General features: G+C 70.3%; 16 protein-coding genes. 14 read left to right on the forward strand and 2 right to left on the reverse strand.

The window, feature by feature from the left end; all coding sequences use genetic code 11:
• Positions 1-16 precede the first annotated feature (16 nt).
• The 8 genes from ssuE (at position 17) to BXA03_RS08430 (ending at position 6,383) form a co-directional block, all read left to right on the forward strand.
• A complete protein-coding gene (ssuE, locus tag BXA03_RS08395; protein WP_076506727.1) occupies positions 17-604 on the forward strand; it encodes an NADPH-dependent FMN reductase in 588 nt (195 codons plus the stop codon).
• Positions 605-712: 108 nt separating this feature from the next.
• Complete coding sequence (locus tag BXA03_RS26855) at positions 713-877, forward strand: hypothetical protein (protein ID WP_159444710.1); 165 nt, start codon at positions 713-715, stop codon at positions 875-877.
• Between the two features lie 52 nt (positions 878-929).
• Entirely contained in the window at positions 930-2,111 is a 1,182-nt protein-coding gene (gene ssuD, locus BXA03_RS08405; protein ID WP_076506089.1) for an FMNH2-dependent alkanesulfonate monooxygenase, read from the forward strand.
• Between the two features lie 15 nt (positions 2,112-2,126).
• Complete coding sequence (gene ssuC / locus BXA03_RS08410; RefSeq protein ID WP_076506092.1) at positions 2,127-2,969, forward strand: aliphatic sulfonate ABC transporter permease SsuC; 843 nt, start codon at positions 2,127-2,129, stop codon at positions 2,967-2,969.
• A gap of 25 nt (positions 2,970-2,994) precedes the next feature.
• Positions 2,995-3,966, forward strand: a complete 972-nt coding sequence (locus BXA03_RS08415) for an aliphatic sulfonate ABC transporter substrate-binding protein (RefSeq protein WP_076506094.1) — start codon at positions 2,995-2,997, stop codon at positions 3,964-3,966.
• Positions 3,963-4,796, forward strand: coding sequence for an ATP-binding cassette domain-containing protein (locus tag BXA03_RS08420; RefSeq protein ID WP_076506097.1), 834 nt, complete (start codon positions 3,963-3,965; stop codon positions 4,794-4,796). The genes BXA03_RS08415 and BXA03_RS08420 overlap by 4 nt, the downstream gene beginning before the upstream one ends.
• A 22-nt stretch (positions 4,797-4,818) precedes the next feature.
• Positions 4,819-6,114, forward strand: coding sequence for an O-acetylhomoserine aminocarboxypropyltransferase/cysteine synthase family protein (locus BXA03_RS08425; protein ID WP_076506100.1), 1,296 nt, complete (start codon positions 4,819-4,821; stop codon positions 6,112-6,114).
• Positions 6,115-6,167: 53 nt separating this feature from the next.
• A complete protein-coding gene (locus tag BXA03_RS08430; protein WP_058641816.1) occupies positions 6,168-6,383 on the forward strand; it encodes a TOBE domain-containing protein in 216 nt (71 codons plus the stop codon).
• A 49-nt stretch (positions 6,384-6,432) separates the two neighbouring features.
• Here the strand turns inward: BXA03_RS08430 and BXA03_RS08435 are convergent, their stop codons facing one another.
• On the reverse strand, positions 6,433-7,194 hold the full coding sequence (locus BXA03_RS08435; RefSeq protein WP_076506103.1) for a GntR family transcriptional regulator: 762 nt from the start codon (positions 7,192-7,194) through the stop codon (positions 6,433-6,435).
• Positions 7,195-7,298: 104 nt separating this feature from the next.
• Between BXA03_RS08435 and BXA03_RS08440 the strand changes: the two genes are divergently transcribed.
• The 4 genes from BXA03_RS08440 to leuD are packed head-to-tail and all read left to right on the forward strand — an operon-like array spanning position 7,299 to position 11,183.
• Complete coding sequence (locus BXA03_RS08440) at positions 7,299-8,267, forward strand: tripartite tricarboxylate transporter substrate binding protein (protein WP_076506106.1); 969 nt, start codon at positions 7,299-7,301, stop codon at positions 8,265-8,267.
• Between the two features lie 8 nt (positions 8,268-8,275).
• Positions 8,276-9,151 (forward strand): isocitrate lyase/PEP mutase family protein, encoded by an 876-nt coding sequence (locus BXA03_RS08445; protein ID WP_076506109.1) that lies wholly within the window; start codon positions 8,276-8,278, stop codon positions 9,149-9,151.
• The gene (locus tag BXA03_RS08450) at positions 9,148-10,572 is read left to right on the forward strand and encodes a 3-isopropylmalate dehydratase large subunit (protein WP_076506112.1); all 1,425 of its coding nucleotides are present in this window, start codon (positions 9,148-9,150) and stop codon (positions 10,570-10,572) included. The genes BXA03_RS08445 and BXA03_RS08450 overlap by 4 nt, the downstream gene beginning before the upstream one ends.
• Positions 10,572-11,183: a 3-isopropylmalate dehydratase small subunit gene (gene leuD / locus BXA03_RS08455; RefSeq protein WP_076506115.1), complete on the forward strand. Its 612-nt coding sequence runs from the start codon at positions 10,572-10,574 to the stop codon at positions 11,181-11,183. The genes BXA03_RS08450 and leuD overlap by 1 nt, the downstream gene beginning before the upstream one ends.
• 12 nt (positions 11,184-11,195) lie before the next feature.
• Here the strand turns inward: leuD and BXA03_RS08460 are convergent, their stop codons facing one another.
• A complete protein-coding gene (locus BXA03_RS08460) occupies positions 11,196-11,951 on the reverse strand; it encodes an IclR family transcriptional regulator (protein ID WP_076506118.1) in 756 nt (251 codons plus the stop codon).
• A 72-nt stretch (positions 11,952-12,023) separates the two neighbouring features.
• On the opposite strand from BXA03_RS08460, the gene BXA03_RS08465 reads away from it, so the two are divergent.
• Together BXA03_RS08465 and BXA03_RS08470 are read left to right on the forward strand one after the other, a co-directional pair.
• On the forward strand, positions 12,024-12,806 hold the full coding sequence (locus tag BXA03_RS08465) for an enoyl-CoA hydratase/isomerase family protein (protein ID WP_076506729.1): 783 nt from the start codon (positions 12,024-12,026) through the stop codon (positions 12,804-12,806).
• A 1-nt stretch (position 12,807) separates the two neighbouring features.
• Positions 12,808-14,001 (forward strand): CaiB/BaiF CoA transferase family protein, encoded by a 1,194-nt coding sequence (locus BXA03_RS08470; RefSeq protein ID WP_076506120.1) that lies wholly within the window; start codon positions 12,808-12,810, stop codon positions 13,999-14,001.
• Positions 14,002-14,007: the final 6 nt, after the last annotated feature.

A 14,007-nucleotide genomic window follows, 5' to 3' on the forward strand; every position in this document is an offset into this window, starting at 1 on the left:
CCTGGTCCCCATGCCCATGCCTCCCGTCCTCCTCATCGCCGGCAGCCCTTCGGCACCTTCCCGATCCACCGCCTTGCTGCATGCCGTGACCGACCGCCTCGCGCAGCGCGATGTGGAGACCCGCTTGCTGCAGGTGCGCGACCTCCCCGCCGCATCGCTGCTGACGGCCGACGTGTCGGCACCGGCCATCGCGCAGGCCGTGGTCGCGCTCGCCGACGCACCCGCCATCGTGGTCGCGACGCCGGTCTACAAGGCGGCGTACAGCGGCCTGCTCAAGACCTTTCTGGATCTGCTTCCGCAGACGGCGCTCAAGGGCAAGACGGTGCTGCCGCTGGCCACGGGCGGCAGCCCGCACCACATGCTGGCGCTCGACTACGCGCTGCGGCCCGTGCTGCAGTCGCTGGGCGCGCGGCACATCCTGCCGGGCGTGTACGCCAGCGACGCGCAGGTGACGCTGGTGCCCGAAGGCGCCTGGCACCTGCAGGAAGAGCTGGATGCCCGGCTGACCGAGGCCGTGCAGACGCTGGCCGCAGAAGGGCTGCACCTGCCGCCGCTGCGCGGCTTCGCGCCCGTGGCTTTCAGCAGCGTGCGATGTAGCGTCTGACGGCGCTTGGGCGGCAACGCGGCCGCCTCTCTTCTCCCTCCCATTGCTCCCGTGCGATGGCCGCCGCTGGCGGCCAGGGCCATCGCACGCCTTCACGACGAGATCGCCATGAGCCTTTCTGCCTTGCGGCGCCAAGACGCCGACTCGATCAGCGCTGCCTTTGCCCACCGTCCACGCGTGCTGCCGCAGGCGGCCCTTCGCCTCATCGGCGTGACCGCGTTGGCCTGGGGCGTGCGCCGCGCGCCCGCAGCGCTGCTGGCCCATTCCTGGTGACGGCGCTGCGCCCGCCCGCCCTCCGACGACTTCCCTTCACGACTTCTTTCCCATGAGCCTCCAGCTGTTCTGGTTCCTTCCCACCCACGGCGACAGCCGGTATCCCGGCAGCGCCGAGGGTGCGCGGCCGGTCGACCTTTCCTATCTGGAGCAGATTGCCGGCGCGGCCGACACGCTCGGTTATGAAGGCGTGCTGATTCCCACAGGCCGCTCCTGCGAAGACCCCTGGGTGGTCGCGTCGAGCCTGATCGGCGCCACGCGGCGGCTCAAGTTCCTGGTGGCGGTGCGCCCGGGGCTGCACCAGCCTTCGCTGGCCGCGCGCATGGCCGCGACCTTCGACCGTCTGAGTGGCGGACGGTTGCTCATCAATCTGGTCACCGGTGGCGACCGGGCCGAGCTGGAGGCCGACGGCGTGTTCCTGGACCATGCCGAGCGGTACGCACAGTCAGCCGAATTCATCCGCGTGTGGCGCGAGATCGTGGCGCGCAGCCATCAGGGCGTGCCCTTCGACTTCGACGGCCGCTACGTGCAGGTCAAGGGCGCGCGGCTGGTGTTTCCGCCGGTGCAGCAACCGCATCCGCCGGTGTGGTTCGGTGGCAGCTCCGAAGCGGCCCATGACCTGGCGGCCACGCAGGTCGAGCGCTACCTCACCTGGGGCGAGCCGCCCGCCGAGGTGGCGCGCAAGCTGGCCGATGTGCGCGCCCGTGCCGAGCGTGCGGGCCGCAAGGTCGAGTTCGGCATCCGCCTGCATGTGATCGTGCGGGAGACCGAGGAAGAGGCCTGGCAGGCCGCCGATGCGCTCATCAGCCGGGTGGACGACGCCACCATCGCCAAGGCGCAGGAGGCATTGGGTCGCATGGATTCCGAGGGCCAGCGCCGCATGGCCGCGCTGCACCGCAAAGGCGCCAACCGCAGCCGCGAGGCGCTGGAGATCAGCCCGAACCTGTGGGCGGGCGTGGGCCTGGTGCGCAGCGGCGCGGGCACGGCACTGGTGGGCAATCCGCAGCAGGTGGCCGAGCGCATCCGCGAGTACGCGGCGCTGGGCATCGATGCCTTCATCTTCTCGGGCTATCCGCACCTGGAAGAGGCCTATCGCTTCGCCGAGCTGGTGTTTCCGCTGCTGCCTCGCGCCGTGCAGGCACGGCTGGCAGGGGAGGGCGCGGCGGCCGGCGGTCCGCTGGGCGAGGTGGTCGCCAACGTCGACGCGCCATCACGCCTGCGGGCGCAGGGTTGAGCGAAAGGCAGATCCATGACCCAACAAGCACAGACCTTGACGGCGCCAGCCGTCCTCCATGCGCCGGCCGATGCGGGCAGCCTTCGCGCCTTCCTGGCCGCCCTGGGCCAGCGCCTGCTGCCCTGGGCAGTGCCGGTGCTGCTGGTCGCGCTCTGGCAGGCAGCCTCGTCGCTGGGCTGGCTCTCGTCGCGCGTGCTGCCGGCGCCGGTGGACGTGCTGCGCGCCGCCTGGCAGCTCACCGTCTCGGGCGAGCTGTGGACGCATGTGAAGGTCAGCGCGGGCCGTGCACTGGCGGGCCTGGCCGTGGGCGGGGGCCTCGGGCTGGCGTTAGGGCTGCTCACGGGCTCGGTGCGCTTCTTCGAGACGCTGCTCGACTCCACCATCCAGATGGTGCGCAACATCCCGGCGCTCGCGCTCATCCCGCTGGTGATCCTGTGGTTCGGCATCGACGAGTCGGCCAAGCTGTTCCTCATCAGCGTGGCGGTGTTCTTCCCGATCTACCTCAACACCTTCCACGGCATCCGCAACGTCGATCCGCAGCTGATCGAGATGGGCCGCACCTATGGCCTGTCGCGCTGGCAGCTGTACCGGCAGGTGATCCTGCCGGGGGCGCTGTCGTCCATCCTGGTGGGGCTGCGCTTCTCGCTGGGGCTGATGTGGGTGATCCTGATCGTGGCCGAGACCATTTCGGCGCAGGCGGGCATCGGCTACCTCACGATGAACGCGCGGGAGTTCCTGCAGACCGACGTGGTGCTGGTGGGCATCCTGCTCTATGCGCTGCTGGGCAAGCTGGCCGACCTGTTTGCACGCGGGCTGGAGCAGTGGTGGCTGCGCTGGCACCCTGGGTACCAACGATGACCGCCGACCGACTTGGAGTGACGACATGACCACTGCCCCCCGCATCCGCCGCCGTACTGCGCTCGGGCTGCTCGGCGCCCTGGCCGCAGGCGCTGCCTTGGCCCAGGGCGCGCCGGCCCAGACCGTGCGCATCGGTTACCAGAAGTCCTCCACCCTGATCGCCGTGCTGCGGCTGCAGGGCTCGCTGGAGCGGGCCTTCGCGCCGCTGGGGCTCAAGCCCAGCTGGCATGAGTTCACCAGCGGCCTGCCGCTGCTGGAGGCGCTGAACCTCGACAACGTGGATGTGAGCGCCGACGTGGCCGACACGGTGCCGGTGTTCGCCCAGGCGGCCGGCGCGCAGCTCACCTTCGTGGCGCAGGAGGCGCCATCGCCTTCGGCCCAGGCCATCGTGGTCCGCGCCGATTCACCGCTGCGCACCGTGGCCGACCTGCGCGGCAAGCGCGTGGGCTTCGCCAAGGCGGCCGGCGTGCACTATCTGCTGCTGGCCGCGCTGGGCAAGGCCGGCCTTGGCTTCAAGGACATCGAGCCGGCCTACCTCACGCCCGCCGACGGCCGTGCCGCCTTCGAGCGCGGCGCCATCGACGCCTGGGTGGTGTGGGACCCGTTCCTCTCCGCCGCGCAGATCCAGTCGGGCGCGCGGGTGCTGGCCGATGGCACGGGCCTGGCCTCATACCAGCGCTATTACCTGGCGAGCCAGCGCTTCGCCCGGGCGCGGCCCGAGGCGCTGTCGGTGCTCTATGCCGAACTGGAGAAGACGGGCCGATGGGTCAAGGCACAGCCCAAGGACGCGGCAGCGCTGCTCGCGCCCTTCTGGGGCCTGGACGCCGCGGTGGTCGAGCAGGCCAATGGTCGCCGCAGCTACGCCGTGCGCGCCGTCACCCGCGAGCGGCTGGCCGAGCAGCAGCGCATCGCCGACGCCTTCCTGGCCGAGAAGCTGCTGCCCAGGCGCGTGGATGGGCTCGATGTCGATCTGTTCAAACCGGGAGCCGCCTCGTGAGCGCTGTACTGAATCGGGAAGAGGCCGTCATCGCCCCGGCCGGCGTCGCACTGGACGCGCAGGCCCTGGGCAAGCGCTACGGCGAGCGCGAGGTGCTCCACCAGCTGCAGCTGCATGTGGCGCCGGGCGAGTTCGTCGCCATCGTCGGCCGCAGCGGCTGCGGCAAGAGCACGCTGCTGCGGCTGGTGGCGGGGCTGGAGTCGCTCACTTCGGGCCAGCTCGGCATCGACGGCCGACCGATCCGCGGGCTGCACGACGACACCCGCATCATGTTCCAGGAGGCGCGCCTGCTGCCCTGGAAGCGCGTGCTCGACAACGTGACGCTGGGCCTGCCGGCCACCGCCCGCGAGCGGGGCCGCGAAGTGCTGGCCCAGGTGGGCCTGGCCGAGCGGGCCGAGGAATGGCCCGCGCGCCTGTCGGGCGGCCAGCGCCAGCGCGTCGCCCTGGCGCGTGCGCTGGTGCACCACCCGCGGCTGCTGCTGCTCGACGAGCCGCTGGGGGCGCTCGACGCGCTGACGCGCATCGAGATGCACCGGCTGATCGAGCGCCTGTGGCAGCGCCACCGCTTCACCGCGCTGCTGGTCACGCACGACGTGCAGGAGGCCGTGGCCCTGGCCGATCGCGTGATCCTGATCGAGGACGGCCGCATCGCGCTGGACGTGCGGGTGGACCTGCCGCGCCCACGCGCCCAGGGCGAGGCCGCCTTCGCCGCGCTGGAGAAACGCATCCTCGACCGCGTGCTGCAGAAGCCCGCGGACGAGTCGCAGCCGCCCGCCGCCAACGACCCGCTGGCGCAGACGCCCGCCCATGCGCTGCGCTGGGCCGTTTGATCCCATCCCACGGAGACCTGCCATGACCCAAGCCAAGGACTGGAAATTCGAAACCCTGTCGGTCCACGCCGGCTACCGGCCCGACCCCACGACGCATGCCGTGGCGCCGCCCATCTACCAGACGGTGGCCTATGCCTTCGACTCGGCCCAGCACGGCGCCGACCTGTTCGACCTGAAGGTGCCGGGCAACATCTACACCCGCATCAACAACCCGACGCAGGATGTGCTGGAGCAGCGCGTGGCCGCCCTCGAAGGTGGCATCGCGGCCCTGGCGCTGGCCTCGGGCCAGGCCGCCGTCACCTACGCCATCCAGACCATCGCCGAGGCGGGCGACAACATCGTCAGCAGCACCGCGCTCTATGGCGGCACCTACAACCTGTTCGCCCACACGCTGCCGCAGTTCGGCATCACCACGCGCTTCGCGGACCATCGCGATCCGGGCAGCTTCGAGGCGCTGATCGACGCGCGCACCAAGGCGGTCTTCGTGGAGTCGCTGGGCAACCCGGCCGGCAACGTCACGGACATCGCGGCGGTGGCGGCCATCGCCCATCGCCATGGCGTACCGCTGATCGTGGACAACACGGTGCCGTCGCCCTACCTCAGCCGGCCCATCGAGCACGGCGCCGACATCGTGGTGCACTCGCTCACCAAGTACCTGGGCGGCCATGGCACCAGCATCGGCGGGGCCATCGTCGATTCGGGCAAGTTTCCGTGGGCCGAGCACAGGCAGCGCTTCCGCCGCCTGAACGAGCCCGATCCGAGCTACCACGGCGTGGTCTACACCGAGGCGCTGGGCGCCGCCGCCTACATCGGCCGCGCGCGCGTGGTGCCGCTGCGCAACACGGGCGCGGCCATCTCGCCCTTCAACGCCTTCCAGATCCTGCAGGGCATCGAGACACTGGCCCTGCGGCTGGACCGCATCAGCAGCAACACGCTGGCCGTGGCGCAGCACCTGAAGGCGCATCCGGCCGTGCAGTGGGTCAATTACGCGGCGCTGGAAGACCATCCCGACCATGCGCTGGCGCGCAAGTACCTGGGTGGCCGTGCGAGCGGCGTGCTCACCTTCGGCATCCAGGGTGGCCGGGCGGCGGGCGAGCGCTTCCTCGATGCGCTGCAGCTGTTCACCCGGCTCGTGAACATCGGCGACGTGCGCTCGCTGGCCACGCACCCGGCTTCGACCACGCACCGCCAGCTCTCGCCCGAGGAGCTGGCCCGCGCCGGTGTCACCGAGGACACGGTGCGGCTGTCCATCGGCATCGAGCACATCGACGACCTGCGCGCCGACCTCGACCAGGCCCTTGCGGCGGCCAGCCGCTGAAGGCCTTCACTTCCTTTCCTTTTTCCTGTCACCCATCCACCAAGGAGCTTTCCATGTCCATCCAGGCCATCAACGTGCGCAACCAGTTCAAGGGCAAGGTCCGCGAGATCATCCGCGGCGACGTCGTCTCCGAGGTCGATGTCGAGACGCCCTGGGGCGTCGTCACCTCCGTCATCACCACCCGCTCGGTCGACGAGCTGCAGCTGCGCGTCGGCTCGGATGTGGTGGCGCTGGTGAAGTCGACGGAGGTGTCGATCGCGAAGCTGTGATTTGCCCTGGCGCGGCCATGGTGCTGCGCCAGCCTCCGTGGCCCCGCGCTCAGCGGGTATGCACCCACACGCGGGTCCGGTCCTCGGCCCGCGAGATCTCCATGCGGATCTCGAAGCAATCGGCGCGGTACCAGCCGAGCAGCAGCTGCACCGGTTTGCCGGCCTCGTCCGACACCACGCGTTCGAGCCGCAGCACCGGCTCGTGTTCCGGCACGCTCAGCGCCGCGGCAATGTGCGCGGGGCAGCGCTCGGCGCGCACGGATTGCTGCGCGCCGCCCACCTTCACGCCGCCTTCCTCGAGGGCCTTGATCAACGGCTGGCGTGACAGGCGCGCGCGGTCCAGCACATGGGCCAGCTGGCGGGGGATGAAGCTTTCGGTATAGGTCAGGGGAGAGCCGGCGCGGCTGCGCAGGCGCACCACACGCAGGACCGGCTCGCCTGCGGTAATGCCCAGGGCCTCGGCGACGACGGCCGAGGCCTCGACGCTGCCGAAGCGAAGCACCTTGCGCTGGTCCGCGCGACCCCGGTCGAGGAACTGGTCGACATGCTCGCGCAGCAGCCGGCGCGTGGCACCCCGCTCCGCGGTCACGGCGGCCGTGCCGCGGCGCTCATGGCGGGTCACGAGGCCCTGGTCCTCCAGCCTGCGCAGCGCGTGCCGCACCGTCACGCGCGCCACCCCGAATTCCAGTGCAAGCACACGTTCGGCCGGCAGCGCGCCGTCGGGGTAGGCACCGCTGCGGATGCGCTCGGCCAGCATCACCTCGACTCGGTGGTACTTCGCGACGGGGCTGCTGCGGGTCGTCATGGGCATGCGGACTGGATGGCCTGGTTCCAAAAATAGTACCAGTGGTTCCATTGCCGCCATTCTCCGGATCCAGATACTTCGGCCGGAGACACAACGACGAGGTGCCACAGATGCTCCGGAGACACATGATCCATGGCCTGGCCGCCGGCGCGCTGGCCGCAGCCGCGCCTTGGGTGCGGGCGCAGGCCAAATACCCCGCCCGCCCGATCACGCTGGTGGTGCCCTTCGCCGCTGGCGGCGGCGGCGATACCACGGCACGGCTGCTGGCCAAGGGGCTGGCGGACCGGCTCGACGGCAGCGTGGTGGTCGACAACCGCGCCGGCGCGAGCGGCAACATCGGCGCGGCCTACGTCATGCGCGCGGCGCCGGACGGCTACACGCTGCTCAGCCTGTCGAGCACCTACGGCATCCAGGCGGCGGTCGGCAAGCCCGGCTTCGATGCGGTCAACGACATGCAGCCCATCATCATGGCCACGCGCGATCCGCTGATCCTGCTCGTGCATCCGTCGGCGCCGTGGCGCAGCGCCCGCGAGCTGGCGGTGGCGGCGCAGAAGGCGCCGGGCACCATCAGCCACGGTTCCGCGGGTGCAGGCTCGATCGCCCACCTCGGCATGGAGGAACTGGGCTTGGTGATGGGCGCGAGTTTCCTGCATGTGCCGTACAAGGGCTCGTCGGCCGCCATGACGGACCTGCTTGGCGGCAATGTGCAACTCGTGCTGACCACCACGACCTTCGCCGGCCCCTATGTCAAGTCGGGCAAGGTCCGTGCGCTGGGCCTGGCCGGTGCGAAGCGGCTAGCGGCGCTGCCCGCGGTGCCCACCTTCGATGAGCAAGGCTATGCCTATGACGTGTTCGACTGGAAGGCAGTCGCAGGCCCGCGCGGCATGCCGCCGGAGGTGGTGCAGCGCCTCAATCGGGCGTTGAACGACGTGCTGTCCAGCGCCGAGGTGTCTACGCGCTTCGAAGCGGATGGCTCGGCGGTGGTGGGCGGTGCGCCCGAGGTCCTGACCCAGGCGTTGAAGGCCGACATCGAGCGCTGGAAGATGCTGGTCAAGAAGGCGTCCATCCGCCTGGAGTGAGTGAGCCCATGACGACACACGACGAAACCCTCAACCGCCGCCTTCGCAGGCAGCTGGTCCCGGGTGCCGGACTGATGATGCCCGGTGCCGCCAATTCGCTGACCGCGCGCCTGATCGAGGCGGCCGGTCATCCGCTGCTCATGGTGAGTGGCGCCGCCGTGGCCAATACCTTTCTCGGTGTGCCCGACATCGGCCTGAGCTCGGTCACCGAGCTGGCACTGCATGTCGATGCCATCCGCGACGCGGTCGACATTCCCATCGTGGTCGATGCGGACACCGGCTTCGGCAACGCGCTCAACGTGCGCCGGACGGTGCGCACGCTGGAACGCGCTGGCGCCAACGCCATCATGCTGGAGGACCAGACCTACCCGAAGCGCTGCGGCCATTTCGACGGCAAGTCGGTGGTGCCGGCGGCGGAGATGGTGGCCAAGATCCACGCGGCCGTCGATGCGCGCAACGACGCCGACCTGGTCATCCTGGCGCGCACCGATGCCCGCGCGGTGGAAGGGCTGGAGGCCGCCATGCAGCGGGCGCGGGACTATCTCGACGCCGGCGCGGACATGCTGTTCATCGAGGCGCCGCTCAGCCGCGACGAGCTGCTGGCGATCCCGCGCGAGGTGCCGGGGCTGCACCTGTGCAACATGGTGGTGGGTGGCCGCACGCCGCTGCTGCCGCGGGAAGAACTGGCGCGCGCCGGCTTCGCGGCCATCTGCTATGCCAATGCGGCGCTTCAGGCCTCGGCCCTGGCCATGCGCAGCGTGCTGGCGCATCTGCACAACCATGGCGACGTGGCCGGCGTGCAGGCGCAACTCATGAGCTTCGCCGAACGGCAGTCGATGCTGGGCGCCGAGGACTACGTTGAACTGGCGCGCCGGTACGCATGAACGCACGACACCTCGCGGTGCCCCTCACCGCCTTCGACAAGATGTGGGACGAGCATGTGATCTGCCGCCTGGGCGCTGACGCCGACCTGCTGCAGATCGACCGGCTGGTACTGCATGAGCTCTCCGGCAGTCAGGCCGTTCGCGCGCTGTCGGAGGCCGGCCGGCGGCCGATGAATCCGACGCAGATCTACACGCTGATCGAGCACCTCATCTCCACCCGGCCCGGCCGCGGCCCCAACGAATCGCCATCGGCCAGCGGGCCGATCATGATCGAGACCACCCGCCGCGCCTCGCGCGAATGGGGCTTCCACTTCATCGACTACGACGACCCGCGCCAGGGCATCGCCCATGTGGTGGCGCCCGAGCTGGGCATGGCCTTCCCGGGTGCCACGCTGGTGTGCTGCGACAGCCACACCAGCACGGTCGGTGGCGTCGGGGCCATCGCCTTCGGCATCGGCGCCTCGGAAGCCGAGCACGTGCTGGCCACGCAGACCCTTGCGCAGTCGCGGCCCCGCACGATGCGGGTGGACTTCGATGGCGCGCTGCCGCCGGGTGTGTTCGCCAAGGACATGGTCATGGCACTGATCGCCCGCGTCGGCGCGCAGGGCGGCATCGGCTTCGCGGCCGAGTACACCGGTTCGGCCATCCGGTCGCTGCCGGTGGAGGGCCGCCTGACGGTGTGCAACATGTCCATCGAGTTCTCGTGCAAGTACGGCTTCGTGCCGGCCGACGACGTGACGCTGCAGTACTTGGCGGGGCGCGAGTTCTCGCCCCGCGGTGCGCAGTGGGATGCGGCGGTGGCGCACTGGCAGACGCTGCGGAGCGACGAGGGCGCCGCGTTCGATCGCGAAGTGCGCATCGACTGCGCGTCGCTCGCACCGCAGATCAGCTGGGGCACCAGTCCGCAGCAGTGTGCGGGCATCGACCAGCCGGTGCCCGATCCGGCGTCGGCATCCGACGCCGAGCTGCGCCAGCTCGCGGAGAAAGCCCTGGCCTACATGCAACTGCAGCCGGGCCGGACGCTGGAGGGCCTGCACATCGATGTGGCCTACATCGGCTCCTGTACCAATGCCCGCCTGTCGGACCTGCGTGAGGCGGCGTCGATCCTGCGCGGCCGCAAGGTGCGGCCGGGCCTTCAGGCGCTGTGCGTGCCCGGCTCCACCCAGGTCAAGCGCGATGCCGAGGCCGAGGGCCTGGATCGGGTCTTCCGCGAAGCCGGCTTCGAGTGGCTGGAATCCGCCTGCGGCTTCTGCGGCCACATCGGCGACGACCGCTTTGCGGACCTGCGGGTGCTCAGTACCACCAACCGCAACTTCGAAGGCCGGCAGGGCCCGCGCACGCGCACGCACATCGCGAGCCCGGCCACCGTCGCCGCCAGCGCCATTGCCGGCTGCATTGCCGACCCGAGGAAGCTCGCCTGATGGAAGCACTGCAACAGGTCACCGGCGTGGCGGCACCGCTGCTGCGCATCAACATCGACACGGACCAGATCATCCCGACGATCTTCCTGGGCGGCACCGATGCCAAGGGCTACGGCGCGCACCTCTTCCACTGGTGGCGATTCCGGCCCGACGGGCAGCCCGACCCGGACTTCATCCTCAACCAGCCGCCCTACGACCATGCGCAGATCCTGTTGGCCGACCGCAATTTCGGCTGCGGCTCCTCGCGCGAGCGCGCGCCCAAGGCGCTGCGGGAGTTCGGCTTCCGCGCGATCCTTGCGCCTTCCTTCGGCGGCATCTTCTACAACAACTGCTGGCGCAATGGCATGGTGCCGGTGGAGCTGCCCATCGCACAGATTCGGCAGATCGCCGACGAGGTCGCGGCCAGGCAGGGCCGCGCCTCGGTCACCGTAGACCTGCAGGCGTTGTGCGTGCGGACCGCCGGCGGTCTGCACTTCGCCTTCGAAGCGCCGGCCACACTGCGCGACATGCTGCTGCAAGGCGTGGACGAGATTGCACTGACCTTGGGGCGCCAGGACGAGATCGCGGCCTTCCGCCAGCGGGATCGCCTTCTTCGGCCGTGGGCCTACTGAGCGCGCTCGCGCTCAACGCGCCACCGCCGCCCGCAGCGGCGCCGTGGCTTCCGTGAGCACGGCGATCAGCCGCTCCTTCTCCTGCACCACCTCGGCCATCGGTCCGCCGACGCTCAGCGTCATGGGGCGCTCGCCGCGCGGCACCGGCAGCAGCACCGCCAGGGCGGCGGCGCCGGCCACGGAGGTGCCCAGCGACAAGGCATAGCCGTTGCGGCGCGTCTGCTCGCGCTCGCGCAGGACCGCGTCGAGCGCCAGCACCTGCCGTGCGTCGGGCTCGGTGGCGTTGACGCGCCGCAGCAGCAGCGCGATCTCGCGCTCGGGCTTGAGCGTGAGCAGCATCTTGCCGGTGGCGCTTCGGAATAGCGGCCGCAGCGAGCCGGTCTTGGCAGTGAAACGTCCCTCGCGCGTGGCCTGCAGCACGTGCAGGTAGCGCACGTGCATGCCGTGCTGCGTGCCGATCATCACGGTGTGGCCGGTCTGGTCATGCACCCGCTCCATCAGGCCGAGCAGGCTCATCTCGCTGAACAGGTGTTCGCCCACCCACCCGGTGGCCAGCAGGATGCGGACGCTGGGCGCAAACATCCCGGTGCGGGTGTCGTGGTCGTAATAGCCGGCCGCCACCAGGGCGCGCAGCAGCATGGAGGTGCTCGACTGGGGCCAGCCCAGCGATTGCGACACTTCCTTGACGCTGGCCGGCTTGCGCCACTCGGCAAAGAACTCGAGCAGCTCCATGGCCCGGCGCGCCGACTTCACCGAGGGCTCGGACATCCATATTCCTGATGTTGAATCACATATGTGATTCTGCATGCGGCGATGGCCGGTGCTTCGTATTCTTCGGCCATGACCTCAAGCCCGCCCGCCTCGAGCCCGCCCCAACTGGACGTGGCCGAGGGCACCGCCTGGCTGACGCTGCGCCGACCGGTGCATCGCAACCGACTGCACAACGAAGACCTGGTCTTTCTTCTGGAGAGCTTCCGCCGCATCGACGCAGATACCCGCGTGCGGCTGCTGGTGCTGCAGGCCGAGACGCTGGCCGAGCGACCGGTCTTCAGCGCCGGCTACCACGCCGGCGAATTCGATGCCGGCCCGCCGCCGGTGCGCTTCGAAGACGTGGCCGATGCGCTGGAGCGCCTGCGCCCCGTGACGCTGTGCGTGCTCGAAGGCAGCGTCTATGGCGGCGCGACCGATCTGGTGCTGGCCTGCGACCTGGCGCTCGGTGCCGAGGGCATCGAGATGCGCATGCCAGCGGCCGCCCTGGGGCTGCACTACTACCCGTCCGGCCTGCGCCGCTACGTCTCGCGCATCGGCGTTGCGGCGGCGCGGCGCGCCTTCCTCACGGCCGAGGCGCTGGATGCCGCCACACTGCTGCGGGTCGGCTACGTGCAGGAGCTGCTGCCGCGCGACCAGCTGCGGCCGCGTGTGAACGCACTGGCGACGCAGATCGCCTCGCTGGCGCCGATGGCGCTGGAGATGCTCAAGCAGTCCCTCGCCGAGCTGGCGCGGGGTGAGTGGGCGCTGCCCCGGCTGCGGGGCCGCGAAGAGGCGACCATGGCCAGCGAGGACTTCGCCGAAGGACGCCGCGCCTTCCTGGAAAAGCGCACGCCGCACTGGAAGGGACGGTGAGATGACCCGGATTCAGGCCGGCCAGGCATTGGCTTCGCTTCGCGTGCTGGACCTGTCGCGTGTGCGCGCCGGCCCCACCTGTGTGCGCATGCTGGCGGACTTCGGGGCGGACGTGGTGCGCATCGAGCCGCCGCCGGGCATCGACGCCAACGACAACATGTTCGTCGACGACCGCGAGGGGGGCGACTTCCAGAACCTCAACCGCAACAAGCGCTCGCTCACGCTCAACCTCAAGAAGCCCGAGGGCATGGCCGTGCTGCGCCGCCTGGTCGCCACAGCCGATGTCGTGGTGGAGAACTGGCGGCCCGACGTGAAGCAGCGGCTGGGGCTGGACTATGCATCGTTGCGGGCGATCAACCCCCGCATCGTGCTGGCTAGCATCTCGGGCTTCGGACAGGACGGTCCCTATGCCTGGCGGCCCGGCTTCGACCAGGTGATTCAGGGCATGGGCGGCCTCACGTCCGTGACCGGCTTCCCGGGCCAGCCGGTGCGCGCCGGCATCGCCGTGGCCGATTCGAGCGCGGGGCTCTATCTGGCGCTGGGCATCTTTGCAGCGCTGCTGGAGCGCGAACGCTCGGGCGAAGGGCAGTGGGTCCATACCTCGCTGCTTCATTCGATGATCGCCATGATGGACTTCCAGGCGGCGCGCTTCCTCAACGAGGGCGCGGTGCCGAAGCCCTGCGGCAACGACCATCCGACGGCCAGTCCCATGGGCCTGTTCCGCGCGCAGGACGGCCTGCTCAACCTGGGCGTGGCGGGCAGCGGCAACTGGCGTCGCTTTTGCGCCGCGCTGGAGCGTGTCGACTGGCTGGATGACGAGCGCTTCGCCACCGAGCGCGACCGCATCGACCATCGGGCGGCGCTGACCGAGGCCATCGAGGCCGTGTTCGCGCAGCAGCCGGTGGCGCATTGGGTCGACCTGCTCAACCGGGCCGGCGTGCCGGCCGGTCCGCTCTACACCGTGCCGCAGGTGTTCGACGACCCCCAGGTTCGCCACATGGGCGCCACCGCCCAGGCCCGTACGCGCAGCGGCAAGACCTGCACCTTCGTCACCCAGCCGGTGCATCTGGCCCGCACCCCGGCCTCGGTGCAGGCCGCTGCCCCCGAGTGCGGCGAGCATAGCGACGAGCTGCTGTGCGAGGCCGGCTTCACGCCGGACGAGATCCGACGGCTGCGTGCACAGGGCGTCGTGTAGCGCGAG

The organism is Pseudacidovorax sp. RU35E, assembly GCF_900156165.1.
Lineage (GTDB): Bacteria > Pseudomonadota > Gammaproteobacteria > Burkholderiales > Burkholderiaceae_C > Xenophilus.

Excerpts from the sequence above, each read along its gene's own strand:
- ssuE (WP_076506727.1), top strand. The coding sequence starts at position 17 with ATGCCTCCCGTCCTCCTCATCGCCGGCAGCCCTTCGGCACCTTCCCGA.
- BXA03_RS26855 (WP_159444710.1), top strand. The coding sequence starts at position 713 with ATGAGCCTTTCTGCCTTGCGGCGCCAAGACGCCGACTCGATCAGCGCT.
- ssuD (WP_076506089.1), top strand. The coding sequence starts at position 930 with ATGAGCCTCCAGCTGTTCTGGTTCCTTCCCACCCACGGCGACAGCCGG.
- ssuC (WP_076506092.1), top strand. The coding sequence starts at position 2,127 with ATGACCCAACAAGCACAGACCTTGACGGCGCCAGCCGTCCTCCATGCG.
- BXA03_RS08415 (WP_076506094.1), top strand. The coding sequence starts at position 2,995 with ATGACCACTGCCCCCCGCATCCGCCGCCGTACTGCGCTCGGGCTGCTC.
- BXA03_RS08425 (WP_076506100.1), top strand. The coding sequence starts at position 4,819 with ATGACCCAAGCCAAGGACTGGAAATTCGAAACCCTGTCGGTCCACGCC.
- BXA03_RS08430 (WP_058641816.1), top strand. The coding sequence starts at position 6,168 with ATGTCCATCCAGGCCATCAACGTGCGCAACCAGTTCAAGGGCAAGGTC.
- BXA03_RS08435 (WP_076506103.1), bottom strand. The coding sequence starts at position 7,194 with ATGCCCATGACGACCCGCAGCAGCCCCGTCGCGAAGTACCACCGAGTC.
- BXA03_RS08440 (WP_076506106.1), top strand. The coding sequence starts at position 7,299 with ATGCTCCGGAGACACATGATCCATGGCCTGGCCGCCGGCGCGCTGGCC.
- BXA03_RS08445 (WP_076506109.1), top strand. The coding sequence starts at position 8,276 with ATGACGACACACGACGAAACCCTCAACCGCCGCCTTCGCAGGCAGCTG.
- BXA03_RS08450 (WP_076506112.1), top strand. The coding sequence starts at position 9,148 with ATGAACGCACGACACCTCGCGGTGCCCCTCACCGCCTTCGACAAGATG.
- leuD (WP_076506115.1), top strand. The coding sequence starts at position 10,572 with ATGGAAGCACTGCAACAGGTCACCGGCGTGGCGGCACCGCTGCTGCGC.
- BXA03_RS08460 (WP_076506118.1), bottom strand. The coding sequence starts at position 11,951 with ATGTCCGAGCCCTCGGTGAAGTCGGCGCGCCGGGCCATGGAGCTGCTC.
- BXA03_RS08465 (WP_076506729.1), top strand. The coding sequence starts at position 12,024 with ATGACCTCAAGCCCGCCCGCCTCGAGCCCGCCCCAACTGGACGTGGCC.
- BXA03_RS08470 (WP_076506120.1), top strand. The coding sequence starts at position 12,808 with ATGACCCGGATTCAGGCCGGCCAGGCATTGGCTTCGCTTCGCGTGCTG.